The 24,495-nt window shown below is 41.3% G+C and carries 25 protein-coding genes and 1 pseudogene; 10 read left to right on the top strand and 16 right to left on the bottom strand.

Annotation, left to right across the window (positions count from 1 at the left end):
* Positions 1-46: 46 nt before the first annotated feature.
* The 10 genes and pseudogenes from ACYVSB_RS10030 to ACYVSB_RS09985 all read left to right on the top strand — a co-directional run bounded on the left by ACYVSB_RS10030 (position 47) and on the right by ACYVSB_RS09985 (position 9,262).
* Entirely contained in the window at positions 47-427 is a 381-nt protein-coding gene (locus tag ACYVSB_RS10030) for a conjugal transfer protein (protein ID WP_003678270.1), read from the top strand.
* Positions 424-2,877, top strand: a pseudogene (gene tcpF, locus ACYVSB_RS10025) (conjugal transfer ATPase TcpF). Before ACYVSB_RS10030 ends, tcpF begins: the two are co-directional and overlap by 4 nt.
* A complete protein-coding gene (locus ACYVSB_RS10020; protein WP_461219263.1) occupies positions 2,878-4,917 on the top strand; it encodes a CD3337/EF1877 family mobilome membrane protein in 2,040 nt (679 codons plus the stop codon).
* Positions 4,914-5,909 (top strand): bifunctional lytic transglycosylase/C40 family peptidase, encoded by a 996-nt coding sequence (locus ACYVSB_RS10015; protein WP_100070910.1) that lies wholly within the window; start codon positions 4,914-4,916, stop codon positions 5,907-5,909. Before ACYVSB_RS10020 ends, ACYVSB_RS10015 begins: the two co-directional genes overlap by 4 nt.
* Positions 5,910-5,919: 10 nt before the next feature.
* Positions 5,920-6,519 (top strand): hypothetical protein, encoded by a 600-nt coding sequence (locus ACYVSB_RS10010; RefSeq protein ID WP_223875916.1) that lies wholly within the window; start codon positions 5,920-5,922, stop codon positions 6,517-6,519.
* A 26-nt stretch (positions 6,520-6,545) separates the two neighbouring features.
* The gene (locus tag ACYVSB_RS10005; RefSeq protein ID WP_100070908.1) at positions 6,546-7,820 is read left to right on the top strand and encodes a conjugal transfer protein; all 1,275 of its coding nucleotides are present in this window, start codon (positions 6,546-6,548) and stop codon (positions 7,818-7,820) included.
* 139 nt (positions 7,821-7,959) lie between these two features.
* Positions 7,960-8,124, top strand: coding sequence for a DUF2933 domain-containing protein (locus ACYVSB_RS10000; RefSeq protein WP_003688746.1), 165 nt, complete (start codon positions 7,960-7,962; stop codon positions 8,122-8,124).
* A gap of 18 nt (positions 8,125-8,142) precedes the next feature.
* The gene (locus tag ACYVSB_RS09995; RefSeq protein WP_461219262.1) at positions 8,143-8,439 is read left to right on the top strand and encodes a lysophospholipase; all 297 of its coding nucleotides are present in this window, start codon (positions 8,143-8,145) and stop codon (positions 8,437-8,439) included.
* Between the two features lie 112 nt (positions 8,440-8,551).
* Complete coding sequence (locus ACYVSB_RS09990; RefSeq protein ID WP_035457185.1) at positions 8,552-8,803, top strand: hypothetical protein; 252 nt, start codon at positions 8,552-8,554, stop codon at positions 8,801-8,803.
* A gap of 18 nt (positions 8,804-8,821) precedes the next feature.
* On the top strand, positions 8,822-9,262 hold the full coding sequence (locus ACYVSB_RS09985) for a NusG domain II-containing protein (RefSeq protein ID WP_035457186.1): 441 nt from the start codon (positions 8,822-8,824) through the stop codon (positions 9,260-9,262).
* 108 nt (positions 9,263-9,370) lie between these two features.
* On the opposite strand, the gene tnpC (ACYVSB_RS09980) is transcribed toward ACYVSB_RS09985, so the two are convergent.
* The 16 genes from tnpC (ACYVSB_RS09980) to ACYVSB_RS09905 form a co-directional block, all read right to left on the bottom strand.
* A complete protein-coding gene (gene tnpC / locus ACYVSB_RS09980; protein ID WP_461219261.1) occupies positions 9,371-10,924 on the bottom strand; it encodes an IS66 family transposase in 1,554 nt (517 codons plus the stop codon).
* A 47-nt stretch (positions 10,925-10,971) separates the two neighbouring features.
* The gene (gene tnpB / locus ACYVSB_RS09975) at positions 10,972-11,331 is read right to left on the bottom strand and encodes an IS66 family insertion sequence element accessory protein TnpB (RefSeq protein ID WP_003679178.1); all 360 of its coding nucleotides are present in this window, start codon (positions 11,329-11,331) and stop codon (positions 10,972-10,974) included.
* Entirely contained in the window at positions 11,321-11,500 is a 180-nt protein-coding gene (locus ACYVSB_RS09970; protein ID WP_010009368.1) for a hypothetical protein, read from the bottom strand. The genes tnpB (ACYVSB_RS09975) and ACYVSB_RS09970 overlap by 11 nt, the downstream gene beginning before the upstream one ends.
* A 146-nt stretch (positions 11,501-11,646) precedes the next feature.
* Positions 11,647-13,176, bottom strand: a complete 1,530-nt coding sequence (gene tnpC / locus ACYVSB_RS09965; protein ID WP_461219260.1) for an IS66 family transposase — start codon at positions 13,174-13,176, stop codon at positions 11,647-11,649.
* Between the two features lie 64 nt (positions 13,177-13,240).
* Entirely contained in the window at positions 13,241-13,594 is a 354-nt protein-coding gene (gene tnpB, locus ACYVSB_RS09960) for an IS66 family insertion sequence element accessory protein TnpB (protein ID WP_010011941.1), read from the bottom strand.
* Positions 13,584-13,760: a hypothetical protein gene (locus ACYVSB_RS09955; protein ID WP_010012905.1), complete on the bottom strand. Its 177-nt coding sequence runs from the start codon at positions 13,758-13,760 to the stop codon at positions 13,584-13,586. Before ACYVSB_RS09955 ends, tnpB (ACYVSB_RS09960) begins: the two co-directional genes overlap by 11 nt.
* Before the next feature lie 512 nt (positions 13,761-14,272).
* Entirely contained in the window at positions 14,273-15,412 is a 1,140-nt protein-coding gene (locus tag ACYVSB_RS09950; RefSeq protein WP_461219259.1) for a hypothetical protein, read from the bottom strand.
* 28 nt (positions 15,413-15,440) lie between these two features.
* Positions 15,441-16,868, bottom strand: coding sequence for a flippase (locus tag ACYVSB_RS09945; RefSeq protein WP_461219258.1), 1,428 nt, complete (start codon positions 16,866-16,868; stop codon positions 15,441-15,443).
* The gene (locus ACYVSB_RS09940; RefSeq protein WP_089121849.1) at positions 16,858-17,994 is read right to left on the bottom strand and encodes a polysaccharide pyruvyl transferase family protein; all 1,137 of its coding nucleotides are present in this window, start codon (positions 17,992-17,994) and stop codon (positions 16,858-16,860) included. The genes ACYVSB_RS09945 and ACYVSB_RS09940 overlap by 11 nt, the downstream gene beginning before the upstream one ends.
* Before the next feature lie 51 nt (positions 17,995-18,045).
* Positions 18,046-19,062: a glycosyltransferase family 2 protein gene (locus ACYVSB_RS09935; protein WP_461219257.1), complete on the bottom strand. Its 1,017-nt coding sequence runs from the start codon at positions 19,060-19,062 to the stop codon at positions 18,046-18,048.
* A 2-nt stretch (positions 19,063-19,064) separates the two neighbouring features.
* Positions 19,065-20,003, bottom strand: a complete 939-nt coding sequence (locus tag ACYVSB_RS09930; protein WP_089121847.1) for a glycosyltransferase family 2 protein — start codon at positions 20,001-20,003, stop codon at positions 19,065-19,067.
* A 4-nt stretch (positions 20,004-20,007) separates the two neighbouring features.
* Positions 20,008-21,111 (bottom strand): glycosyltransferase, encoded by a 1,104-nt coding sequence (locus ACYVSB_RS09925; RefSeq protein WP_461219256.1) that lies wholly within the window; start codon positions 21,109-21,111, stop codon positions 20,008-20,010.
* Entirely contained in the window at positions 21,108-22,010 is a 903-nt protein-coding gene (locus ACYVSB_RS09920; RefSeq protein ID WP_461219255.1) for a glycosyltransferase, read from the bottom strand. The genes ACYVSB_RS09925 and ACYVSB_RS09920 overlap by 4 nt, the downstream gene beginning before the upstream one ends.
* Before the next feature lie 244 nt (positions 22,011-22,254).
* Positions 22,255-22,872, bottom strand: a complete 618-nt coding sequence (locus ACYVSB_RS09915) for a glycosyltransferase (RefSeq protein WP_461219254.1) — start codon at positions 22,870-22,872, stop codon at positions 22,255-22,257.
* A complete protein-coding gene (locus ACYVSB_RS09910) occupies positions 22,872-23,528 on the bottom strand; it encodes a sugar transferase (RefSeq protein WP_461219253.1) in 657 nt (218 codons plus the stop codon). The genes ACYVSB_RS09915 and ACYVSB_RS09910 overlap by 1 nt, the downstream gene beginning before the upstream one ends.
* A gap of 13 nt (positions 23,529-23,541) precedes the next feature.
* Positions 23,542-24,477, bottom strand: coding sequence for an NAD-dependent epimerase/dehydratase family protein (locus ACYVSB_RS09905; RefSeq protein WP_461219252.1), 936 nt, complete (start codon positions 24,475-24,477; stop codon positions 23,542-23,544).
* Positions 24,478-24,495 lie beyond the last annotated feature (18 nt).

Here is a 24,495-nt window from a genome sequence, read left to right as displayed (position 1 = left end):
TAGCAAATGGATCAGTCCTCTTTACCCCAAAGAAAGGAGGTCACTTATGAAAAAGATTCGTAGTTACACCAGCATTTGGTCCGTGGAAAAAGTGCTTTACGCGATCAACGATGTTAATCTACCGTTCCCCGTCACATTCACGCAAATGACTTGGTTCATCGTCGCCTTATTTTTGGTCATGTTGCTTGGTGATGTACCACCACTTAGTTTCATTGATGGCGCATTCCTGAAATATCTCGGTATTCCGGCGGCCATTACTTGGTTCATGAGTCAAAAGACTTTTGATAACAAACGGCCACTAGGCTTTCTGCGCTCGGTGATCACTTATTTTACCGCCCAGAAGATCACGTTTGCCGGGCGGCCAGTCAAATCTGTTAAAGCTCATGCCCTTGACCACATCACCCACGTAAGGAGGTTCGACCAGTGAAGTTTCCCATAAAATATATCGAAGACAATTTAGTGTTCAATCGTGATGGCGAATGCTTCGCCTATTACGAACTCGTCCCCTATAACTATTCTTTTCTCTCACCTGACCAAAAAGCGGAAGTCCACGAAAATTTCCGTCAGTTGATCTCACAAAACCGTGACGGCAAACTGCATCTCTTGCAGCTTGCCACGGAATCCAGTATCAATGACACGATGCGCCGTTCCAAAGCCACGGTCAAAGGTGATTTAAAAAGTATTGCCGATACACATATTGACGGTCAGGCCGCCGCGTTGATCGACAATATTGGCGATAATCAAGTTGATTATCGTTTTTTTATTGGCTTCAAACTGTTACTAAATGATCGTGAGCTATCCGCTAAGGGCGTTTGGCATGATATCAGGCTTGGCATTCAGGATTTTCTTCATGAATTCAACGAAAAATATACCGGTGACTTCATGGTGATGAACAACAGTGAAGTTGATTGATTTCGTAAAGTCGCCCGTTTTCTGGCCGATAAAGTCAGTCGTCGCTTTAAAATTCGACCACTGATCAAAGATGATTTTGGCTACTTGTTAGAACATCTCTACGGTATGTCAGGGCAAGATTATGAAGACTACCAATACCACCTGCCACGACAAAAAGATGATCAAGATACAGTGATCAAAAAATATGACTTGATCAAACCAACCCGCTCATTGATCGAACAAAAGCAACGTTACTTGATCATTACCCACGGCTTTACTGAATCCTATGTCACCTATATGGCCTTGTCCGATATTGTTGGTGAATTAGATTTTCCTGGTAGTGAGGTTTTCTATTTCCAGCAACAACAATTCGACTTTCCCATTGATACCTCACTAAATGTTGAAATTGTGACTAACAAAAAGGCGTTAACTAAGGTCCGTAACAAAAAGAAAGAGCTGAAAGATTTAGATAATCACGCCTATGAATCTAATAATGAAACCACTCGCGGTGTCGCCGATGCCCTTGATTCCGTTGACGACCTAGAAGCTGAACTTGATCAAACTAAAGACGCGATGTACAAAATTTCCTATGTTATTCGCGTCAGTGGCAAAAGCTACGATGAAATGAAAAAGCGTGCCGATCAAGTGCTTGATTTCTATGATTCGTTGAACATCAAATTAGTTCGCCCTTTCGGCGATATGCTGGGCTTACACAGTGAGTTTATGCCCGCATCAAAGCGCTACATGAACGACTACATTCAATATGTGACTAGTGATTTCATTGCCTCATTAGGCTTCGGTGCTACCCAAGCTTTAGGTGAACGTGAAGGCATTTATGTGGGCTACAACGTGGATACCGGTCGTAATGTTTTCATCAAACCTGACTTAGCCGCACAAGGTTTGAAAGGAACCGTAACGAATGCCCTTTCCGCCGCGTTTTTAGGTTCACTAGGTGGTGGTAAATCATTTTCTAATAACTTACTTGTCTATTACGCCGTCCTCTATGGCGCGCAAGCTTTAATTCTTGATCCAAAATCGGAACGAACTGATTGGGCGAAAAATTTAGATTTCATGCAAGACGATATCAATATCGTTAACTTAACTAGTGAAGAAGCTAATCGTGGTTTACTTGATCCTTACATCATTCTTAGCAACCCAAAAGATTCTGAAAGTTTGGCAGTCGATACTTTAACCTTTTTGACCGGGATCTCTAGTCGTGATGCCGAACGATTTCCTACTTTACGTAAAGCAATTCGCAACGTCACCCTTGATCCACAACCAGGATTATTGAAAGTGATCACTGAACTGCGCCGCGAAGGGACGCCGATTGCCAACAATATCGCTGATCATATTGAATCGTTCACCGACTATGATTTTGCTGCCTTACTCTTTTCAGATGGTTCCACTCGCCGTTCGATCGCCTTGGACCGCAAAATCAATATCATTCAAATTGCCGATTTGGTCTTACCGGATGCCGACAAAACCCAAGAAGAATACATCACCGCGGAAACGTTATCCGTAGCCATGTTGATGATCATCTCGACTTTTGCCATCGACTTTATCCATGCCGATCGTTCGCAATTTAAAATTGTGGATCTCGATGAAGCCTGGGCGTTTCTGAACGTGGCGCAAGGTAAAGCCTTATCCATGAAATTGATCCGTGAAGGTCGCTCAATGAACGCCGGCGTTTATCTGGTCACCCAAAATGCCAATGATCTCTTAGACGAAAAGATGAAAAATAATATCGGTATGAAATTTGCCTTTCGCTCGACCGATATCAATGAAATCAAAAACACGCTCACTTTCTTTGGCCTAGACGCCGAAGATGAAAGCAATCAACACCGCTTACGTTCACTAGATAATGGTGAATGCTTATTCCAAGATATTTGGGGTCATGTCGGCGTTCTGCACTTTGATTACATCTTTGAACACTTATACAAGGCTTTCGATACTCGCCCACCAGCGCAGATAACTGGAGGTGAGTAAATGTCGCCCCGTAAAAAACGACTTTTATTACTGATTGGCCTTGTACTAGTCGTGGTGTTAGTGAGTGCTACTTCGCTCCAAAGTGTCCACGCAGCCGGCTTAGTCGATGAAACCGTCAATAATAAACACGAATTTTCTAAATACCCGGTCAACAATTATCAATTAGATTATTTCGTTGATTCATCATGGGATTGGTTGCCGTGGAACTGGGGTGATGGTATTGGTAAGTCGGTGATGTACGCCGTTTATGCCATCACTAACTTTCTGTGGTTGATCTCAGTTTATCTTTCCTACGCCACTGGCTACCTGATTCAACAAGCTTATTCATTAGACTTCATCAAAGATACGACTGATGCCATTGGCAAAAATATGCAGCTACTCGCTGGCGTTTCTAAAAATGGGTTTAGTTACGATGGCTTTTATCCCGGTATGCTTTTGTTACTGGTGTTAGTGCTCGGTGTATATGTCGCCTATACCGGCCTGGTCAAACGTGAATCTTCCAAAGCTATCTCAGCGGTGGTCAATTTTGTGGTGATTTTCATTCTATCAGCGAGCTTCATTGCCTACTCACCCGATTATATTGGTAAGATCAATCAATTTTCCGCCGATATGAGTACTTCGGCTTTAAATACAGGTTCTAAAATGATCATGCAAAATAAGCAATCCACCTCAAAAAACAGTGTTGATGCGATTCGTGAAACCTTATTCAACATTCAGGTCAAACAGCCGTGGACGTTATTACAGTTTGGCGATTCCAATATTAAAGAAGTTGGTGAAGACCGCGTCAATAAGCTGGTCAAAACTGATCCATTCAAAAACAAAGGTAAAGACCGCACCGAGATCGTCAAAGCTGAAATTGAGGATAAAGAAAACGACAATCTATCGGCGGTCAAAACGATTCAACGTTTAGGCGTGACCACCTTTGTCAGTATCTTCGATATCGCGATCACCATATTTGTATTCTTTCTAATGGCAATGATGTTATTTAGTCAGATCCTCTTCATTATCTACGCCATTTTCTTGCCGATCAGTTGTCTCTTAGCTATGATCCCAGGCTTTAACGGCCTAATGAAAACGGCGGTTTTACGTCTATTCAATACGATCATGATGCGGGCTGGCATCACCATCGTCTTAACGTTGACCTTCTGCCTTTCCACCATGATCTATGGACTATCGACCACCACCCCATTCTTCCTAGTTGCCTTTCTCCAAATTGTCATCTTTGCCGGTATCTGGATGAAACTGGGCGATTTAATGGGGATGATGCAACTTAAAAGTTCTGACTCTCAAGCTGGTGCCAGTCGTCTGCGCCGCAGTGGTAGTCGTTTGATCCGGCAAGTCATGGGTAACGCCGCAATGGGTGGTATGCTCGCCCGCGGTTTAAAACCACGATCGCAACCACAGCCTGAAACTGGTACTGACGCAAACAGTAAAGGTAAGCCCAAACGACCCCAACCAAATAAACGCGATGCCACCACTAGCAAGATGACCCGTGCCGGTAAAAAAGTCGGTGCCGCATTAGACACCAAAAAGAAAATGGCCGCAACTGCCAAACGGACTAAGGAACAGTTAAAGGACTTACCAACCAATACTAAGTACGGCCTACATCAAGGCAAAGCAACGGCTAAAAAGGGAATCGATGATTTCAAAAATGGCTTGAAAAATCAACGCCAAGACAATCAATCAGAACGCGAACTGGCCGCAAAGAAACGTCGTGAAGAAATGCAACGACGTAAACTAGTGGTTGATCCACCTAAGAATCCACGGCAACCATCTAATTCTGATCCGATCAAGAAAAAGCCGACAGCTTCATCTGTCACGCAACTCAAGCCACGTGATCCAAGTACGACTAAATTAGCCCATCCGAAAGATCCAATCAAAACACCGACACCGCACACAAAACAATCATTCACCACAGCACCCAAAGCAGGCACAAAACGGCAACTTAAGCAGACGAATGGCAAGCCACTGAATCTCGTTGTTAAACAAAACGCCATGCGCCGTAAATTGCCAACTAAGCAGCGACCAAAGCACAAATGACTAAAAAATGGTTAGTCTTAGCCGTCTTACCGATCATACTCATTAGCTTGTTGTTCTTTTCAGTGGCAATGACGGCTGATGACGATGATAGCGGTGATACGACCGCTTTAGTCGTTGATTCAATGAATCTTTCCGCTGAAGTGCTCAAGTACAAAAGCACCGTTGAAAAATATTGTAAGGAGTTTGGTATTCCTGACCAAGTAACGGTGATCCTTGCGATTATGCAGGTTGAATCTGGCGGCAAAGGCAGCGATGTGATGCAATCTAGCGAATCGCTGGGTCAAGCACCTGGTAGCTTGTCACCAGATGCTTCGATCAAACAAGGCGTGAAATACTTTGCCAGTTTGATCAAGTCGATGAAAGCAACTAAAACCGATTTAAATACGGCCATTCAAAGCTACAACTTTGGTGGTGCCTTTATTAATTACGTGGCTACTCATGGCAAGAAATATTCGCTCCAAATAGCCAGTGATTTTGCTAAAGAAAAAGCTGGTGGTAAAAAAGTCACTTACACCAATCCAGTCTCTGATGAAGGCTGGCGCTACGCCTATGGCAATATGTTCTACGTAAGTTTAGTCAGCCAGTATCTTAGCCCGACTGTAGCTAATTTTAGCGATAAAACGGTTAAAGCGATTATGACCGAGGCCCTTAAATATCAAGGCACACCCTACGTTTTTGGTGGCTCAACACCAACTACAGGATTTGACTGTTCTGGGCTAACTAGTTGGGCCTATGCCAAAGCTGGCATTCAACTTCCGCGTACCGCTCAAGCACAATATGACGCAACGCAACACATCAGTATTAAAAGTGCAAAAGCTGGTGACCTAGTATTTTTCAAAGGCACTTACGCCACTTCCGACTACATTACCCATGTTGGCATCTATGTCGGTAATATGCGCATGTACAATGCTGGCGATCCCCTTGGTTATGCAGATCTAAATACCGCCTACTGGCAAGCCCATCTTGTCGGGGCTGGCCGGATCAAGAAATGAGGTGATTTTCTTGACTAGCTTAAATGAAGATGGCTTTAGCTATGATCACTGGATGGATCTGTTGACCAATGCCATCGATCACACCTTAGTAGAAAGTCGGATCGATTTGAACTACGGCGACAATCGCCTGTTACGTAACAAACAACTCGATCACGCTTCAACTGAATGGGAACGCATCAAGTTTTTTGAACAACATGAACCTAACATTGATGACCTAGTCAAAGTGATTGATTACTTTGTCGCCGAACTGCCGCAATTTGAATTTGGTAAACGTCGTGAGTTCCGTTTAGCTTTAGAACATGAACAAAACGTCAAAGAGTGGTTAGGAAATACTAAGTTTCGTGAGGAAGACCGCCAATACATTTTAGATCGAGAATTACACCTTGCCGAAGAATTTTTCACCAGTGACGACAAATATGATATTTATAGTGATTTAGACTATCGCGGCTACACCCAAGTCCGTCTACGCCAGTTATTTGACCGTTTTCGCAACGACTATCCCGAATTTTATCAGTGTTATGAACTGAACCACAACCATCAAAAAAATAATCACCTTGCCATCTTGCAACAAAATAGTGTGGCTAATCTCGCCACTAAACTTAAATGGTAAATCTGATCCACAAGGAGGAACACGACATGGCCCGTCAAGATTATGAAGACTACGACTATGAGTACGATGACTACGAAGATTCCCGTGATCATCGCTATGCGGAACGCCCGCGACCACGGTATCATGAAGATTATGAGGATCGACCACCGCAACGAATACAGGAACGAGACGACCGCAACTATCGCCGACCACCGAATGATTATCTCGATGAGCGTTACCCACCTCATGACTATGAACAGCAACATGAACCACGGCCACCCTATGATCGAGAAACTGAACGCAATCCCCATTATGAATACAATGAACGTCCGGCCAAGCATCAAGTCGCTTCACATAAGAAAGCCCGTCCCAAACGTCCACGTAAAAAAGTTAAACGACAACGGCCACCAAAACGTCAACCAAAGCCGGTGAAAGAAAAAAAGCCCCGTAAATTAAAGCAACCTCGCGTCGGTATCCGGCGAAAAACGACTTGGTTCTGTTGGTTGATCTTGATCGCTAGTGTGAGTTTTGGCGTGTACAAGGATTTCACCGCCATCAATAAACACACGGTGCATGAACGTGAAGTGGTGAAAGTTAAGTTGACTGATACCAATGCGATCGAAGCTTTTGTCACTGATTTTGCCAAAGTCTATTACACCTGGGAACCTAACCATGAAAAATTAGAAACGCGCCAAAAGAACCTTAGTAAATTCATGCTAAATGGATTGGTAACCCTAAACGCCGATGCGCTACGTTCAGATATCCCGACATCTTCCATCGTGTCTGATATTCGGATTTGGAAAGTTGAGGCTAAGAAGAATCAAGTCAATAAAGTGTTATTTACGGTTAATCAGCAGATCAAAAACAGTCAAAAAGAAGACGCCGCAAAAGCAATCGAATCCACCTACTCATTAAATGTTATGAAAAATAAAGATGGTGATATGGTGATCGTGACCAACCCAACAATTGCGGCAGCTCCGACTAAGGCCAAAGCAACGGAAAAACAACTTCAAACGGACAGCTCGATTGATGCCGAAACCACTAGCAGCATCACTAAATTTCTAACGACTTTCTTCACACTGTATCCTAGTGGCACCGCCAGTGAACTGAAATATTATGTCGATGGCGGTACAAAGCCATTAAATAAAGACTATCGTTTTGCGGAATTAGTTAATCCGACCTTCCATCGTCAAGGAGATAATATTCGCGTTGACGCAACCGTGAGGTTTCTTGATAGTGAAACTGATATGACCCAATATTCGCAGTACACACTTATTTTAGAAAAAGCAGGAACAAATTGGACCATTAAATCTGGTTTGTAGGAAACAAAAACACGACACTCATTTGAATGTCGTGTATACATAATAATATTCATAACTATGTAAAAATTCCCGACAACATAAAAACAACACACTTCCAATTTATACTTATTATAGAAACAAAGCAAAAGGAAGTGAAACTATGTCACAATGGATTCTGATAGCCCTTTTTCTTCTAGCACACCCACTCATGATGCTATTTATGCACAAGGGTATGCACGGTGGCTCTGGTAGTATGGGCGGCTGTGGAAACAACACTCAACAAAATTCCAATAATACTGAAAAGCCACGTAAAAAAGTCAATTAACTTGGGGGTATATATTATATGAAAATATTAACTGGTGGTCGCGGTGATGAGGTCCATGAACACCTTTACGAAAATGGTCAAAGACGGGTTGGTCATCGTATACTAAAGAAAAATACAGTGACAAACAACGGAGAATTTCACCCTGTACCTGAAAATATAGTTCTCATTCCCTTAAAAGGGACGGTGAAACTGACCACACCAGATCAAGAATGTACAATCAAAAATGGTCAACTTGCAATACTTGGACCAACTGATAGTTTTTACTTAACTGCAATTGATGATGTTGAATTTGTCGGTGTTGTTGATATTAAATAGCTCAAAAAGAGTGTCACATGGCACTCTTTTTTATATATGCTGGCTTCTCCATATTTACGACACATATGACTGTTTTAATAAAGTGTATTTCAAAAAAATGGAGGAGACAAAGTTGAAATTAACGCAGAGAAATATGCCTACTTTAGTTACCGCACTAACATTAACAGATGTTACACTCTCCACTGGAAAAAAACTGCTTGAGGCAGCAACAACTTGGACTACAGTTTTTTATAAAGTTGATGCAACTACTGTTAATCAAGAGGATTTTAGCACTAAGATTGGTCTAAATAGCCTACAGTCTGATGGATCTGTCGACTCGATCGGTAATTACTCTTATACTTTGCCTGCAGTTCGCGTCTTTTAACTAGGTTGTTCACTGAAGATGTTTAAAAATCTAAAACAGCAAATACGCCCTTGGGACTACATAATCATTTTTATACTACTTGTCGTTTCTTTTATCCCCTTGATTATATTTGGATACTCTCAGAAGCAACAGATGACCACCGCGACTAATAATGCTAAACCAACCACCTATGCTGAAATTTCTGTTGACAAAAAAGTAATAAAGAAAATTAAGCTCTCTCGCAAAACACAACACCAATTATTTACATTACACCCACACCCCGGTGAATATAATATTATAGAAGTTAATGGAACACGTATACGCGATAAGGAAGATAATACACCTGATCAAATTGCCGTTAATACTGGTTGGATCAGTAAACCGGGACAACAAAGTATTTGTCTACCTCACCGTCTGATCATAACAATCAAAAGTAGTAATAATACCAACACTCAAGATAACTCACTTGTAAGGCCATGATCAAAATACTATGTAATCATGATTAATCATTTTAAAAAGCAGCGCCACTGATCCGAAACTTTTTGGTTCGAATCAGTAGCGCTGTTTGATTTTAAATTAGCCAAGGGTCTACGCTTCTTGATCACGCCAAACCTTTTTGTCTGGCACTTGTTGCCATGGCAAATAGACCGCCAATTCTTCCTCAGTTGGAAAAACGGGTAGTTGCCCTAATTGATCAAGCAGGTATTCGAGATACTGCCGGGGATCCAAACCATTAGCTTTCGCGGTTTCAATCAAGGTCAGCCAAATCGCATTAGCCTGTGCCCCTGCAGGACTGGTGGCGAAAAGCCAATTCTTGCGCCCAATCACGAAAGACTTCACATTTCGTTCAGTGGCGTTATTGCTTAAATCAATCTCGCCATAGTCCAGCACACGATTAAGCATAGACCGTTGGTTTTGGGCATAGGTCAAAGCACGACCTAAACGTGATTTCGGGGTGGCCACCGCTTGATCACACCACTGCCAAAATTGCTTGATCACTGGCTTTAATTGTTCCTGGCGTAGTTCTTTGCGCTTGGTTGGTGTTAGATCACGCCAGCCCCGTTCTAGGTAAAACATTTGATCAAGCAATTTTAAGGGTGGCGTTATCGTCGGTTGCCCCTTGATCTTGCAGGCATCATCGAAGAATTTTCGCCGCACATGCGCCCAACAACCGACCCGCGTCACCGTTGCGCCCAGTAGGTTATAGCCAGAATAACCGTCACATTGTAGGACACCCATAAAATCACCATAAAGTTGTTGGGCAGTTTTGCCGGCACGATTGTCGCTATACGTATAATAGACAACTTGATGCGCAGCTAAGCGAATACTCCGAGCCACCCAGATATAAGACTTGCTTTGCGCGGTTTTACCCACCTCATGCAAGACTTGAAACGGTATTTCATCGCCTTGCAGGTAAGGTTGCGTTAATAATTGTTCGTGCAGTAACGTATACAGCGGTTGAACGATCGTCGCTGCTTTGATCACCCAATTCGTCATGGTCGTTTCACTTAAAATCAAACCAGCCCGCCGCCAGGCTTTCATTTGACGATAAAGTGGTGTCCCTAAGGCATATTTTTGGTACAACAACTCAGCGACTAACGATGAGGTCGCTAAACTATGGGGGATCAGCGCCTGCGGCGCAGTCCCCTGATATAAGTGTGAAACGCCATCATTCGTTTCACAAGCGGCACATTTATACGTTTGTTCAAAGATTTGTTCGCGATAGAGGCGACCAGGAATTTGATGCACGACTTCACGCACAAATTGCTTGCCCACTGGTATCAGTTGATGACCATGATCGCAACTCAAGTTCTCGCGGCGGATCACGGTGGTCTCGATCGGTAGATTGGGATCAACTGATTCGCAACGCTTACGCTTTGGCTTATGGACGACTGTTGTTACTGTCGTTTCGCTTTGGTTCCCAGTTTGCTCTGGGTCGGTAAAAACCCCATTGTCATCTGCCAATAGGGATAACTGGTTAGGATCAGTTATTTTTTCCGAATGCTTGCCAAAAAGTTGGCGCTGAAAAAAGGCGACTTCTTCCGTCAAAGTTTGGACAGTTGCGGTCAAGGCCTTTATTTCTTTGAGTAACTCACGATTCTGCGCTTGGGCTTGCTTAAGTTGTTCGACGGTCGTTGCCATGGAATCGCCTTCATTCACTAGGATTGTCCTGAGTGTACCATGATTAGTCAGCTAAGCCTAGCTTTTTTTGGTCGGTTGGTCTGATGCACGGTTGCTTCAAGCCCCCAGCCAGATAATAAACGTTGTAATTGTTTGGCGTGTAGTCGCTTCACCTCATTTTGATTGGTTGGCCATTGCAGGCGGCCATTTTCGATTCGTTTATAAAGTAAGAGAAAGCCATCACCGGCCCAATATAGGGCCTTAAAACGATCTTTACGGGTACCGCAAAAAAGAAATAACGCCCTGCTGTAGGGGTCAAGTTCATACTGATCAGTGATCGTAGCGGCTAAACCATCGATTCCACGCCGCAAGTCAGTTTTGCCACAAATCAAATAAATACCCTTGAGTTGGCGTAAATCAATGAGCATCAGTGAACACCGCCTTGACTAGGGCGTCTAAAATATATCCATTGATATGATTGTAAACAATGATTGTTTCATGTTCATTACGTTTGATTTGAAAGGCCTTTGATATTGGACTTGGCTGTCGTTGACCGTCGTCCAGCTTAACTTGAACGATTTCCGGTTTATTGAGCATAAAAACACCTCACCATTTCTTATGATGAGGCTATCATACCGCAGCCGATACGCTATTTATAGTCGGTCTGTTGTAAGCGGTAAATAATCACCCGTTTTAAAAAGACAACCAAACTTCTCGATTTTGAGAAATCTGGTTGTCTTTTGTTAGGCGGCATTTTTAGCTTGATGCTTGTCCGTTGTTTTTTTATTTTGATGCCGAGCACCTGGATAATGCCATGGTAAATAAACCGCTAACTGCGCCGGATCGGCGAAATCTGGTTGTTGCGGCAGTTCTTTTAACAGATAAGTAATGTAAGCTCGTGGATCAATGCCGTTGGCCTTGGCACTTTCAATTAAAGTTAGCCAAATGGCGGTTGATCTGGCTCCGGCTGGACTCGTACTGAAAAGCCAATTTTTTCGGCCGATCACAAGACGCTTCATATTGCGTTCAGAAGCATTATTGCTCCAGTCCATCATGCCAATATTGATTAACCGATCTAAGGTCGGCCTTTGATCAACGGCGTAAGTGATTGCCTTGCCTAAACGTGATTTAGGTAGTACCTGTGCCGAAGCGATCCATTTCCAGAAGCGCTTAAGTAGCTTGCGAATCTGACTACGTCGTCTACGCCGCCGCACGCGCGGGGAAAAATGCTGCCATTGTCGTTCACGGGCAAACATCTCATCGATCAATGTCAGGGGGACACTTGCTACTGTTTTACCGTTAACTTGGGCGGCATCGTAAAACTTACGCCGCACATGGGCCCAACAACCGACCCGAGTCACACTGTTTGCTAACAAGTTATAGCCGGCATAACCATCGCACTGTAGGATACCAGTGAAGTTCTGGTATAATTTTTGGGCGAAGGTGCCTGAACGTGTCTTGCTATAAGCATATAAAATAATTTGCTGGGGACATTGTTTGACCGTTCGGGCCACCCACATATAGGATTTTGCGGTTGCGGCTTTACCTGATTCACGTAGTACTTGAATTGGGGTCTCGTCACCTTGCAAATAGCGCTGCGCGCTGATTGCTTGCCACAATAGGTCGTAGATTGGCGCAACCATTTGACTTGATTTAATGATCCAGTTGGTCGCCGTGGCTTCTGAAAGTGCGATACCTAGTCGCTTCCAGTTGGGTAATTGCCGATATAACGGCGTACCTAAGATAAACTTTTGACAGATGATCTCGGCAACCACCGAAGCTGAAGCGAGACTATGCGGAATTAAAGCTGCTGGTGTGTGCGCTTGAATTAAATGCGCAATCCCATCTTCTAGTTCACATTCAAGGCACTTATAGGTGCGCGTATAAATACGCTCACGATAGAGTTTAGCCGGAATAAAATGCAGTTCTTCACGGACAAACTTTTTGCCAACGCTGGTTAGCTTATGACCTTGGTCACACTGTTGGCCAGTTAAATCAATAATTGTTTCTTTAACCGCCAAATGGCGGCTTAAGCTTTCTTGCCGGGTTTTTTTACGCTTTTTCTTTGCCGGTACTTGATCTGTGACGCTGCTTTGTTGGCCAGTTTGCTCTGGCGCGCTAAAAACACCGTCATTACCTTCCAGTAAAGACAGTTGATTAGGGTCCGTTTGTTCTGATTTTTGACCATAAAGTTTTTTCGTCAAGTATGCGACCATCTCTGTCAATTCGGCCACCTGTTTGCGTAACGCCGCAATCTCTTCTTCTGGGGTCATTAGCCCACCTACTCGGTCCGTATTTTATGAATTGAGTTTACCACGTCTCCTTTAGCTTGAATAGTTATTTTTCATGTCCAGGTGGACATGTTTTATGAATAGTGGCGTCTAACGACCAACCGCTGAGTAATCGCCGCAATTGTTTGGCATTCAGTTTGCGTAATGCATTCTGATTAGTCGGCCACTGTAACCGCCCATTTTCAATTCGTTTGTAAAGTAATAAAAAGCCATCACCGTCCCAGTAGAGCGCCTTAAAGCGGTCTTTCCTAGTACCACAGAATAAATAGAGCGCCTGATTATAAGGATCCAATTCAAATTGATCCTGGACAACGCCGGCTAAACCGTCGATGCCGCGGCGAAGATCCGTTTTACCGCACACTAAATAGACTTGGCGAATTTGCCGTTGATCAATGATCATCGGTGAACACCGCCTTTAAAACTGCTTCTAAAATATAGTTATTAATGCGATTGTAGACGATCACTGATTTATTTGTGCCAACCTTAATTTGTAGCGCCTTGGTTGTTGCGCGTAGCTGTGGTTCAGATTGATCCATTTTGATTTGTACAATATCGGGTTTTGCCAATAAAAATCACCTCACCAATTATTTGATGAGGTAATCATAACTTGGATTTAGTTAGTTTGATAGTCGGTCAGTTATTTGGTGCTTACGTATTAAGTTACGGCAAATGAGAACAAAACCAATGAAAAAAACAGAGTTGAAAGTCGCATGACTTTCAACTCTGTAAAAGCCATTCATCAACAGGATTTGACAAAGAGCCGAAATATTGAAAAAATTGCATCTGTATGACTGAAATCCACTGATTATACTGTGGGACAAGAAATCCATTAAAACCAAATAAATGATGTATGAACATCAAGATTATAGCAATTCCTTTAATACATCCTGTTTCCTGTAATGATAAGTCTGTCTGTCAAAAATTTTCTCCCGCTTATGCATTATCGTCAATCTTTTCCCAATCTAATGTCACACCAATTCCCGACTCTTCTCCAGTGCCACTTCGATCGTCTTGTTCATATCATAATACTTGTCATCCGCCGAAGATTACATTCGGTTCCTGATCGGCCAGCTATTTCTTATTCTACTTCTGAAACATACACTGTTTCTTGCTTTTCCATCTGAATATTTGGAACAACGTCATGATAGATCAACTGTCGGAATGCCAACATCATCATATTGTAATCAATGTTCATCCAAAGTCGTTCGCTGATTCCGTATGCAAAGAGAAAGAAAACAGCAATAGCCATAGGGATATTATCATATTGGTACAGATCCCTTATCAGTAGCATATAAGCAACTGTAACTGCGATAAAAACAAGGATACCTGAGCATATTGCCAAATAGGCATATAAGTTGTCACATGTCCGGTTTCCAAAAGAAATACTGTGTCCCAGAATAGTGGGGCCAAGAAGTTGATTGTAATAAACAACATTAGTAATTCTGCCTGAAAAAGCCGAATCCAGTGCCTTCATTGTCTGGGAACCCGATTCCATCATATGCGCCGATACTGCGGTCAGCACAGCACATATAACATAGTTCAGCTGCATAAAAATCTGCCATCCCTTTTTCTTGAATGCATTCGGCCACTTGGCATAAAATGCAGTAAAAATAAGCAGCGCGATTGAATAGACTTCTGATGTGCGGCTTCCAGCAATTCGATCTTCAAAAACAAGAATTGCAATAAGCGCAGCATAAAGCCAGAAATGAAACTTCATGCGTGCAAGATATAAACATTCCAAAATAAGAATGAATACAAGCAGTCCAAAATGATTAGGATTCTGGAATCCCATGCTGTGGCGCATGATCGTCCCAAATGCCGATGTTGTATCAGGGGCAATTCCCGCTCGCCACAAGAAATACATCAAAACAATGGTCAACAACCGCAGAAAGACATCGTATTTTATGCATTTATTAAAATCAATATTCTTTGACACCGTAATCATAAGGATCAGCTTAAAATAGCCATAGTCCCCGACCCGGTATCCAATAAAGAGTGACCACAAAATAAGAATAAAGAAAATGATTCCTTCTTTTGCATAGTAATCATGAAGCCGTGTAAAAAATAGAATCAGCAAAATTGCGATTCCAAAGTAAGTAATATTCTTCAGATAGCCGCCGATTCCTGCAATATGCCCAAACATAGCAAATGCATAAAACGTCGTATATGCAAGCAAAAAAAAGAATGTAGTCAGCTTGTTGCGGTCAACCAATAACATAATAAAACAAACATCTCCTGTTCAATATTTAGGCCTTCTGTTTTTCTGTGCTCTGTCCTTTTCCAAGAAAATCGTTCCAAATGAACTTCCTGTTCAAAACAGCAAAGACAGCAATTGCCACTACCATTTTGACCGCGAAGCTGATAACCGTTTCATGGAAGAGACGCGAAATAATCATGCATGCAGCAAACATTACTGCCGATTTCCATAAGCTATTTAAGAAAAGCCGAACATATACACCAATTTCCAGTTCTTTTCTTGACTTAATCGTCTGCCACAGCATTACGCTGACCTCAGCAAGCACTGTTCCTATGCAAGCACCATATGCGCCATACCCTGGAATAACAATGCTATTGAAGATCAGGTTAATCACTGCGCCAAATATTGTCGATTCTACATAGACCCGATCTCTCCTTGTAGGAATCAAAAACTGAGTCCGCACAACATTTGCCCAAGCGGTAAATGGCAGGTAGATGGCCAGAAGTCTCATTATTCCGGCACTCTTTGTAAACTCCGGCCCAAACATTGTCAACGATATTTCATCAGCAACCGCCCAGATACCAAAAGTCATTGTGGTTGCCACCACCATAGCCAGCTTCATAGATGCCCTGAGAATCGGCTTATATTCGGATTTCTTGTTATTTAAAACATACGACATACGGGGAAGCATGACTGTTCCCAGCGCTGTAATAACAGAAATCGGAATACTAATGATTTTCTGTGCATTTTCAAAATTTCCAAGCTCAACTGTTGACGACAGTCCTCCGATCATTATCTTATCCATAATGGCATAGATTCCATACGCCAAGACCGGAATAAGAAGAACGAGAACCTGTTTAAAATGGCTAAAGATCTCACTCCATTTGACCCGTACAATGTGAACGTACCGATGTAAAATAAAGATAAGATAAAGCTGGCTGATCAGTGTTGCACTCCCCATGATGGCCGTGTAGACCCACAGATCGTTTCTGTTCCTAACGCAAAGGAATATAAACACTAACGAAATCACCTTAATCAGGACATTTCTTGATATCGTCAGCTTAAATTTCTCCAAGCCAAAATAAAACCAATTCACATCAAAGCATGTCGAAATAAGGAAAATAAACTGAATTGCCGCGATCTCCCGGTATCTCCTGCAAATAAAGATCACATAGAATATATAAACCGCAAGCGTAACTGTGCTCGTCACCAATTGCAAACCATACATACTGGAAAATTTTCGGTTCATCTGAGTCTGGTCATCCCGGATTCTGGCGATTTCCCGATTTCCGTAGTTGTTCATACCAAGCATTGCAGCTAGCATAAAGAAGTTGACAATCGAATATGTGTAGGAATAAATTCCTATATTGTTAACGCCCAGCACTCTCGAAATATAGGGCGTTGTAATCAAAGGAAAGATGTATATCAAAAGCTGATATACAACATTCATTATAAAGTTCTTATTCTCATTCTTCATTCGTCGTGTCCAGACTGTCCTTTAAATATTGAATTGCCTTATTTCGTAGAATGGGAAGTTCCTCCTCGTAATAGGAGTAATCCACCATTTTCATATAGTTAAAATACTCTCTATATTCAATCGGAATTAACCGTTCTTCTATCCCTAACTCCTTAATTAAAGTTTTTACTCTATCATCATCACCAAACATTCCACCATTCTTGATCACCCACACCGGCTTTCTAAAAATAGTAGGGAAAACAGTTCCATGGAACGATGTTGTCATGATCAAAGTTGCATTCTTAATAAGTGTCAGGTACGATCGAGGGTTCTCGATTTCCGGAAGTTTAAAGCCGGTTCTTTGCATTCCCTTCACATAAAATGTTTTTGTATTAAATGCAATCACCGGAAGATGATACTTATTCGATACGCACTGCACCAAATGGACAATATCTTTCTGGTAAGACGGCGAATAGAAAAAAATATACTTATCCGGTAAGTTCAAATTTTGATCAGCAATCTGTTCATATGCGTCGGCATCTAAAAGTAATGTCGGATCAAGTAATACAGGAACATCTTTTTCGACCAAATCCTGAAGCCACTTTTTTCCATTTTCCTCACGAATAGAGAGCGCATCAAAATCAGAAAGATATGTCTTGTACTTTTCCGGATCATCAGCATATTTCATGACATTCTTTGCACCGAAAGATGGAGCATAAGCAATTTTACGTGCATTCCTCACCCATGGTAAATAGTATGCGTCATCACCATCTTCAATTGTAATATTCCAAACCTGATCGCTCCCCGTGACTACCACAAAGTATCTGGTGTCCGTCAACTCTTCCATTCGTGAATAAGATTCTGGAGAAAGATGAAATTCGGCGTTCTTGAATTCTTCGAAACTCTCAAAATTTTTTCTTATTCTATCCTTGTATGGAAAGAGAATGATATTCTTGAGAATATTTTTTACAGAATTATTGGGCTGTGTCACACTGTATAGTTGCTTCTGACCACCATTTGAGAAATCGATGATTTCCGCTTCATAACCTAATCGCTCAATTACCCTTTGCAAAGCAAACGCCTGCAACATTGAACCGCAATTATATGAATGATGAAATGTAATAATTCCTACACGCTTATCTGTCATAACCAATTACCTTCCCGTTTATTCTATCCACGCTCTTTCTTCCCGTTTTCTTTACATTTCTATAAAATAATATTCATTCTTTCCTGACCGGAATCTGTTTCGAATATTTCTGACTGAATTCAAGCAATCTGTAAAAATCAAAGCCTGACTATCTTTCCGTTGCTCTATTAACTTGTAACTGATCTGCACAACCTTCTCAGGATGAACTGTCGTTGGAAAGCGCAGAAAATACTGATTCATGGACTTTGAATGCATTTTTTTCATTTCCTGCGTTTTCTCTTTCCTATTTCTGATTCTGCTTATGAGGAACAGATACAGATAGACACTGTAGGAGAACGAAAAGTTGATAGCATAATCTATTTCGTTCTTTGCGAACTGTCCAGATTCTGACATCAGCTTCTCTTCCCTCTGCAAAAACAAAAGATTTGACTTGTAAAACCTCGGATTAAATGTCTTTGTCGAAGAACCATTGTGAATCCTGTACTTATATAAGGATCGCGTTACAAATTCGAAACTTCTACACTTAATGACAGCCTCAAGGTTAAATAAGGCATCTTCCCCATTGATCAGATTACTATCAAATGCAATACGATTGATGTTCAAAAAGTTTCTATTAAAAATTTTTGATCCTGGCGACGCCATGGTCGTCAGGGCATTCTCTTTTCTGATCCCAAAGATGCCGTCTACAATAGCTTTTATATTTTTGTCTTTTTTATCAAGCTTGCCAGAAAAATAAACAATATCAAAACTCCTGCCGATATTGGAAAAGACTGCTTCTTGCCACCCTTGCAGTAGTACATCATCCGCGTCAACAAACATTACATATTGCCCTGTTGACTCAGCTATACCTCTGTTTCTTGTATACGACGCACCATGATTATCGTGGTGGAGAACCCGTATATTCGCCCGCTCATATCTCCTGCACTTTTCAAGAGACGAATCTTTCGAACCATCATCCAAAAGGAGGACTTCTGTTTCAGCATTAAGTTCTGAAATAATTGAGTTCAGACAATCATCAATATATTGCTCAGCATTATAAACAGGAATGATAATAGATAGCTTGTACATCATTATACCTTTCTTCTGTGATAAGCCATAACAGGCGCCGCAAAATACATGGACAAGAAGAATTTGATTTTCTCCTTGCCAGAGAAGTTCTTCATTTGCGGCGACATGCGCTTTAACTCTCTGTTAACTTTTCGTTCCAGTTCCGGATGCTCTTTTTTTAACAGATGTGCCCGGTATCTGGCCTCCGTTAATGTCATCAGATATGCATTCGCAGCTGTGTTATATGATGGAGTATCTTTCAATTCTTCCATAATTACCCTGTATGTTTTCAGCACACTAAACCATTTCAGATTCTTCAGGTTATAAGTTGCGCTGTTGCTCACTTGACGATAAAAATATTGTTTTCCCGAGTAAAAAACCGCTGTATCACAATACTTCATATACTCGACATTAAAGAGAAGATCTTCGCAAATCGCTGCCTTCTCATTCATTCGCAGCGAGTGCTGCTTAATGAGGTTAGCGAGGTAGATTTTTCCCCAAAAAAAGCCTTCATATTTCCCCCATAGCTGCGCTGTTGCCTGATCACCCTTGAATACTTCTGTTACTCCCTTGGAGAAGTCTGTCGGGTTGTAATCTTTTTCTTTTACAACTCCTGTGGCCGCCATCTCCGCATGATATTTTTCTATCATTTGGACTAATATTTCTATATAGCCCGGAGCGATGATATCATCAGAATCCACTGGTGCAATGTAAGTCCCAGTACTATGCTCTATTGCGTAATTCCGCGAGTATGAAACGCCATGATTTTCATTATGGAAAAACTGTATACGTGAATCTTTCGATGCATATTTCTCTATGATTTTTCCGGTAGAGTCGGTTGATCCATCATTTACAATCAATATTTCAATGTTTTTATATGTCTGTTCACAGACACTATCGAGGCACTGCTCTAGGTATTTTTCAGCATTATAAGCCGGAATTATTATACTAACTTTTTCCATATGCTTAATCCCCGGCTTTCAAAAATTTGTTATATTCTTTGTCATATTTTGCTGTCATGGCCTTATCAGACAATTTTTTCAGTTGAAAATCTTTTATTGCTTCTTTATCGACTCTGTTAAAATTTTTTCGCAGTTCTCCCATTGCTGTGTTAAAACTCCGGCCATCATTTTGAATAGAGAAGTTCTCGCCAAGATATAAATCTTCCCCCATTCCGACCACTTCTCGATGTGATGGAATATCTGATAGGAACAGACCTAAGCCACACGACAGTGCTTCCAGCACAGAAATGGAAAATCCTTCTGATCTTGAAGCTGATGCATAAATATTGCTTATGTTGTAATAAGCCGCTGGATCGTCCTGAAAACCCAACAGCTTTACGTGGTCATCCACCATTTGCTCACAGGCTTCTCTTTCTGGTCCATCTCCAAGCAGTAATAAGTATTCATCCTTATTGTGATATTGTACAAAATTTTGTGTCAAAAATTGTACATTTTTCCTGAAAGACAACCCACCCGAAAAAACGAACACAACCGCATCTTCTGGAATATCTAGTTCTTTCCTCGTAACAGTGTGCTTTGCAATCTTTGGTTTGATACCGTTGCGGATAAATATTACATTTTTCAGATACTTCCGCATCACCTGATAGACCGACTTAGAGCATCCTACGCGGCAGTCCATTTTCTTAAGAGCATCAATGTGCATCTTTATAAAGATCTTCGCCTTCACTTTTCCATACGTCTGCACATAGTCCTCAAACATATTGTTGTGAAGGGTGGTAACCTTCCTCACAGATGTTTTAATCCTTGAAGAAAGAATGTCTGGAATGATTCCATGGGAATGAATGATGTCAAACCCTTCTCTTTTTACAAGCTCTTGGAATTCCCTGTCCTGTCCTAGTAGGCACTTTGCCCGACTAAGAGTTTTACAAGTGAATATCTGGACACCATTGTTTCTAAGATCAGCAACGATGCGTTCGTCATTACCTTTGAAAAGTGTGATCAAAGAAACGCTGTACTGCTCTTTATCCAGATTCCGTATGATATCCAAGATCACATTGCTTGGACCATTATTCGTTATGTAGTTGGTTACAAATGCGATCTTGATCATTCTTTTCTAAGCCCTTTGTAAATCATTTTCCTTATTCCGTTTGACATGACACATACCGCTGCATGCGGAACTGCTCCTGTCAGAAAATCTATTTCTGATGTCCACCCTATACTTCTTAGCCATTTATGGAACTTCATCATTGTCTTTGCGTAATCTCTGCTACCACGCCGAAGATACATATCAGCTGGTGTCCGGACATCAACAAGCACATCAGGGATGTTTTGTGCTTTATATTCTTTTCTCAGCATTCGAACCCACAGGTAGTAGTCCTCAAACAAATGAAATGTTTCTCTATATCCTCCGGCCGATTCCACTGCATTCTTCTTGAACATCACCGCCATATGGTTCATCGGGTTCCTCTTCTTGGAGAATTTAATGATTTCCTCATTTGTGGTCGGTAAATGACGCTCACCAAAAGGCACCTTCGGATCTGTTTCAAATTCGCTGATCGTTCCACTGGTGAAGTCGATCGCTGGATTCTGTTCAAATACACGCAGTTGCTTCTCACAACGATCTGGTCTGCTAATATCGTCGCTATCCATTCTGGCGACCAGCTCATTTCGACAAATCTTCAAGCCTTCGTTTAGAGCATTACCTAGGCCGCCGTTTTTCTCCAACCTGTGAATATGCAACGCAGATTCAAACTTTTCTTGTTCTTCCCGTAGCACCGCATCAAGTTCGGAAGTTAATGGACCATCACACACAACCACAAAATCGTTTGTTGGAGCAGTCTGGACCCGAATACTTTCCATACTTGTGCGAAGGAATTCCGGGGATTCCTTGTAATACACTGACATAAGAACTGAATACGAAGTGGCCATCATGCCACCAACTTGTGAGCCAAAAACGAGCCAATAAAACCAGCTCCACCTGTCACTAACACTTTCGCCATTTTTCAAATCCCCCTAGAATAACCAAAAATGCTTTTTTCTTATCTTCATGTCGTATTATATCACATTATCAGAGGATGACACAAATACTGATGGATACTGGATTGGTATAATTATCGATCGCTGCAATCGACCGATAAAACCATTAATGTGCAAATATTAACTATTAATTGCATCTCATATGGAATGTTGTGGTGACACCATTAAAGACCTTTATGGGTTTTTCTGTCCACTAATATGTTCAACTTAAATTTTACAATCTACCATAATTCAGGATAGTGATAATTACTTTTCCTAAACTTTTTTCACTATGAGTAATACAGGTTGGTGTATCGACACCATTGTAAATAACAATACCCTGATTAGCACTATTAAATATCTTTTTCTTAACCGCTAGGTCATAGTCAAATTTAGAAACACAGATAATTTTATCTATAAAATGAGCTAAAAACTTCTCAATATATGCATATACTACAATCTTTACTTTAGAGCCTACACCTTCCGTAAAAGCCCAACCATGAGCCGTAAAAATAACTATCGGTTTATTAATCAAACCAATAGTTGCTAACCGGCCTACCGCACCAGCTTTAGAAGAATGTAGGTGTAAAATATTAGGTCTATGGCTACGTATTATTTTTCGTAACCTCATTACAGCCCGAAAATCATCATACGGACTTAAAGATCTTTTCAACTCAGACAAGTATATAATTTCGACGTTATCTAATTTTTCAACACGTCTAGTTAGCTCACCCGTTTCACCAACTACTAGTATTACTTGATTGTTGTTTGTGATTTGATCTTCTATTAAACCATAGACATTTGCCTGTGCACCGCCCCAATTTGAACGAGTAATACAGTACATTATTTTCATTACCTAGCTCCATCCCCGGTCACTACAACACGAATCGTTTCAAAAAAAATCCCAATATCAGTCAATACCCCAAAATGCTCTATGTAGTACATATCATTAGCAAGCTTTTGTGCGGGTGTATCGTCGTAACCACCATGGACTTGAGCGTAACCGCTCAAACCTGGTTTAACCAACAAACGTTGTTCAAAACCATCAATATCTTCGCTAAACTGTTGCGTGAACATTGGTCGTTCCGGACGTGGACCAATCAAACTCATGTCCCCTTTAATTACGGACCACAATTGTGGTAATTCATCTACCCGTGTTTTACGCATAAAATGACCAACCCGCGTTACGCGTGGGTCTTCTTTCTTTGCCCACATTGCACCAAATTTTTTCTCTGAATCACTATACATTGATCGTAATTTAGTTACTTTAAACGATTGGCCCATTAGCCCAACACGCTCTTGGCTATAGAAGCACTTGCCCGGTGTTTCTAACTTAACTAAAATCATAAAAATTAGAATAATAATTGAAGCTGGAATCATCAATAGCGTTGCGAAGATTAGATCGAATAAACGCTTAAATGGTAAATAGATGTGATGAAACGGTCGATCTAATTTAGCTACAAAATCATGTTCATCTACTGTTTGTGTATAACTGATTTGGTTTTCCATGATAAGATTCCCCCTAATCCGTTAACGATTCCCAATATAACTTTAACCCAGTCGTAATATCATAATGCGGCTGATAGCCTAAACTTCTTAATTGTGTAATATCTGCATATGAATGTTTGATATCCCCTACCCGTTCTGCTTTATGAATAATTTGTAGTTCACGATCAATAATCTGCTCATACACCTGAATTACTTGATTAAGGCTAGTATGTTTACCGGCACCAACATTAAAAACTTGATGTACGATGTTGCTACCCTTCGTCAATAGGCATAATGCTTGGATTACGTCTTTAATAAAGACAAAATCACGGGTTTGTTCACCATCACCGAAAATTGTAAATGCCGATTGGTGTTTAGCTGCTTGCGTGATTAATGACAATACTCCTGAATACGGTGATTTAGGATTCTGTCGTGGTCCATAAACATTGAAGAACCGTACCGCCACTGTTGGAATATTGTATAGTTTTCCATAGTCAATTACAAAACGTTCAGTTGCGAACTTATCGATTGCGTATGGTGTCAATGGATCAATCGTCGAATCCTCGTGTTTAGGTAGCTCTGGATTATTACCATAAACCGCAGCTGATGAAGTAAATAGAACTTTTTTAACTGGTAATTTATTTTGTCGGATTGTTTCTAAAATGAAAACATTCGCTTCTTGATTGATTTGGTGCGTTTCATAAGGTCGCGCGACTGAATCAGCAACACTGGCAATAGCTGCCAATAAATAAATATAGTCGAAATGTTCCTTGAGTAATAAGTCTTTCATAAAGCCATGATCAGTAATGCTATGTTCATAAAAAGTCACTTTAGGTGAAGTGGGTATATTACTTGCTAAGCCCATCGATAAGTCATCGACGACAATGACCTCATCACCATCTTGTACTAACTGATCAACTAAATTTGACCCAATAAAACCGGCACCACCGGTCAGTAAAACTTTACTCAATTGCCTTTCCTCCAAATT

This window comes from Lapidilactobacillus salsurivasis (genome assembly GCF_054785215.1).
This window is presented reverse-complemented; position numbering and strand designations above follow the sequence as displayed.

What these genes read in the sequence shown, in the direction of transcription:
- ACYVSB_RS10030 (WP_003678270.1), top strand. Translation starts at nt 47, where the DNA reads ATGAAAAAGATTCGTAGTTACACCAGCATTTGGTCCGTGGAAAAAGTG.
- ACYVSB_RS10020 (WP_461219263.1), top strand. Translation starts at nt 2,878, where the DNA reads ATGTCGCCCCGTAAAAAACGACTTTTATTACTGATTGGCCTTGTACTA.
- ACYVSB_RS10015 (WP_100070910.1), top strand. Translation starts at nt 4,914, where the DNA reads ATGACTAAAAAATGGTTAGTCTTAGCCGTCTTACCGATCATACTCATT.
- ACYVSB_RS10005 (WP_100070908.1), top strand. Translation starts at nt 6,546, where the DNA reads ATGGCCCGTCAAGATTATGAAGACTACGACTATGAGTACGATGACTAC.
- ACYVSB_RS10000 (WP_003688746.1), top strand. Translation starts at nt 7,960, where the DNA reads ATGTCACAATGGATTCTGATAGCCCTTTTTCTTCTAGCACACCCACTC.
- ACYVSB_RS09995 (WP_461219262.1), top strand. Translation starts at nt 8,143, where the DNA reads ATGAAAATATTAACTGGTGGTCGCGGTGATGAGGTCCATGAACACCTT.
- ACYVSB_RS09985 (WP_035457186.1), top strand. Translation starts at nt 8,822, where the DNA reads ATGTTTAAAAATCTAAAACAGCAAATACGCCCTTGGGACTACATAATC.
- tnpC (WP_461219261.1), bottom strand. Translation starts at nt 10,924, where the DNA reads ATGGCAACGACCGTCGAACAACTTAAGCAAGCCCAAGCGCAGAATCGT.
- tnpB (WP_003679178.1), bottom strand. Translation starts at nt 11,331, where the DNA reads ATGCTCATTGATTTACGCCAACTCAAGGGTATTTATTTGATTTGTGGC.
- ACYVSB_RS09970 (WP_010009368.1), bottom strand. Translation starts at nt 11,500, where the DNA reads ATGCTCAATAAACCGGAAATCGTTCAAGTTAAGCTGGACGACGGTCAA.
- tnpC (WP_461219260.1), bottom strand. Translation starts at nt 13,176, where the DNA reads ATGACCCCAGAAGAAGAGATTGCGGCGTTACGCAAACAGGTGGCCGAA.
- tnpB (WP_010011941.1), bottom strand. Translation starts at nt 13,594, where the DNA reads ATGATCATTGATCAACGGCAAATTCGCCAAGTCTATTTAGTGTGCGGT.
- ACYVSB_RS09950 (WP_461219259.1), bottom strand. Translation starts at nt 15,412, where the DNA reads ATGTTATTGGTTGACCGCAACAAGCTGACTACATTCTTTTTTTTGCTT.
- ACYVSB_RS09945 (WP_461219258.1), bottom strand. Translation starts at nt 16,868, where the DNA reads ATGAAGAATGAGAATAAGAACTTTATAATGAATGTTGTATATCAGCTT.
- ACYVSB_RS09940 (WP_089121849.1), bottom strand. Translation starts at nt 17,994, where the DNA reads ATGACAGATAAGCGTGTAGGAATTATTACATTTCATCATTCATATAAT.
- ACYVSB_RS09935 (WP_461219257.1), bottom strand. Translation starts at nt 19,062, where the DNA reads ATGTACAAGCTATCTATTATCATTCCTGTTTATAATGCTGAGCAATAT.
- ACYVSB_RS09930 (WP_089121847.1), bottom strand. Translation starts at nt 20,003, where the DNA reads ATGGAAAAAGTTAGTATAATAATTCCGGCTTATAATGCTGAAAAATAC.
- ACYVSB_RS09925 (WP_461219256.1), bottom strand. Translation starts at nt 21,111, where the DNA reads ATGATCAAGATCGCATTTGTAACCAACTACATAACGAATAATGGTCCA.
- ACYVSB_RS09915 (WP_461219254.1), bottom strand. Translation starts at nt 22,872, where the DNA reads ATGAAAATAATGTACTGTATTACTCGTTCAAATTGGGGCGGTGCACAG.
- ACYVSB_RS09910 (WP_461219253.1), bottom strand. Translation starts at nt 23,528, where the DNA reads ATGGAAAACCAAATCAGTTATACACAAACAGTAGATGAACATGATTTT.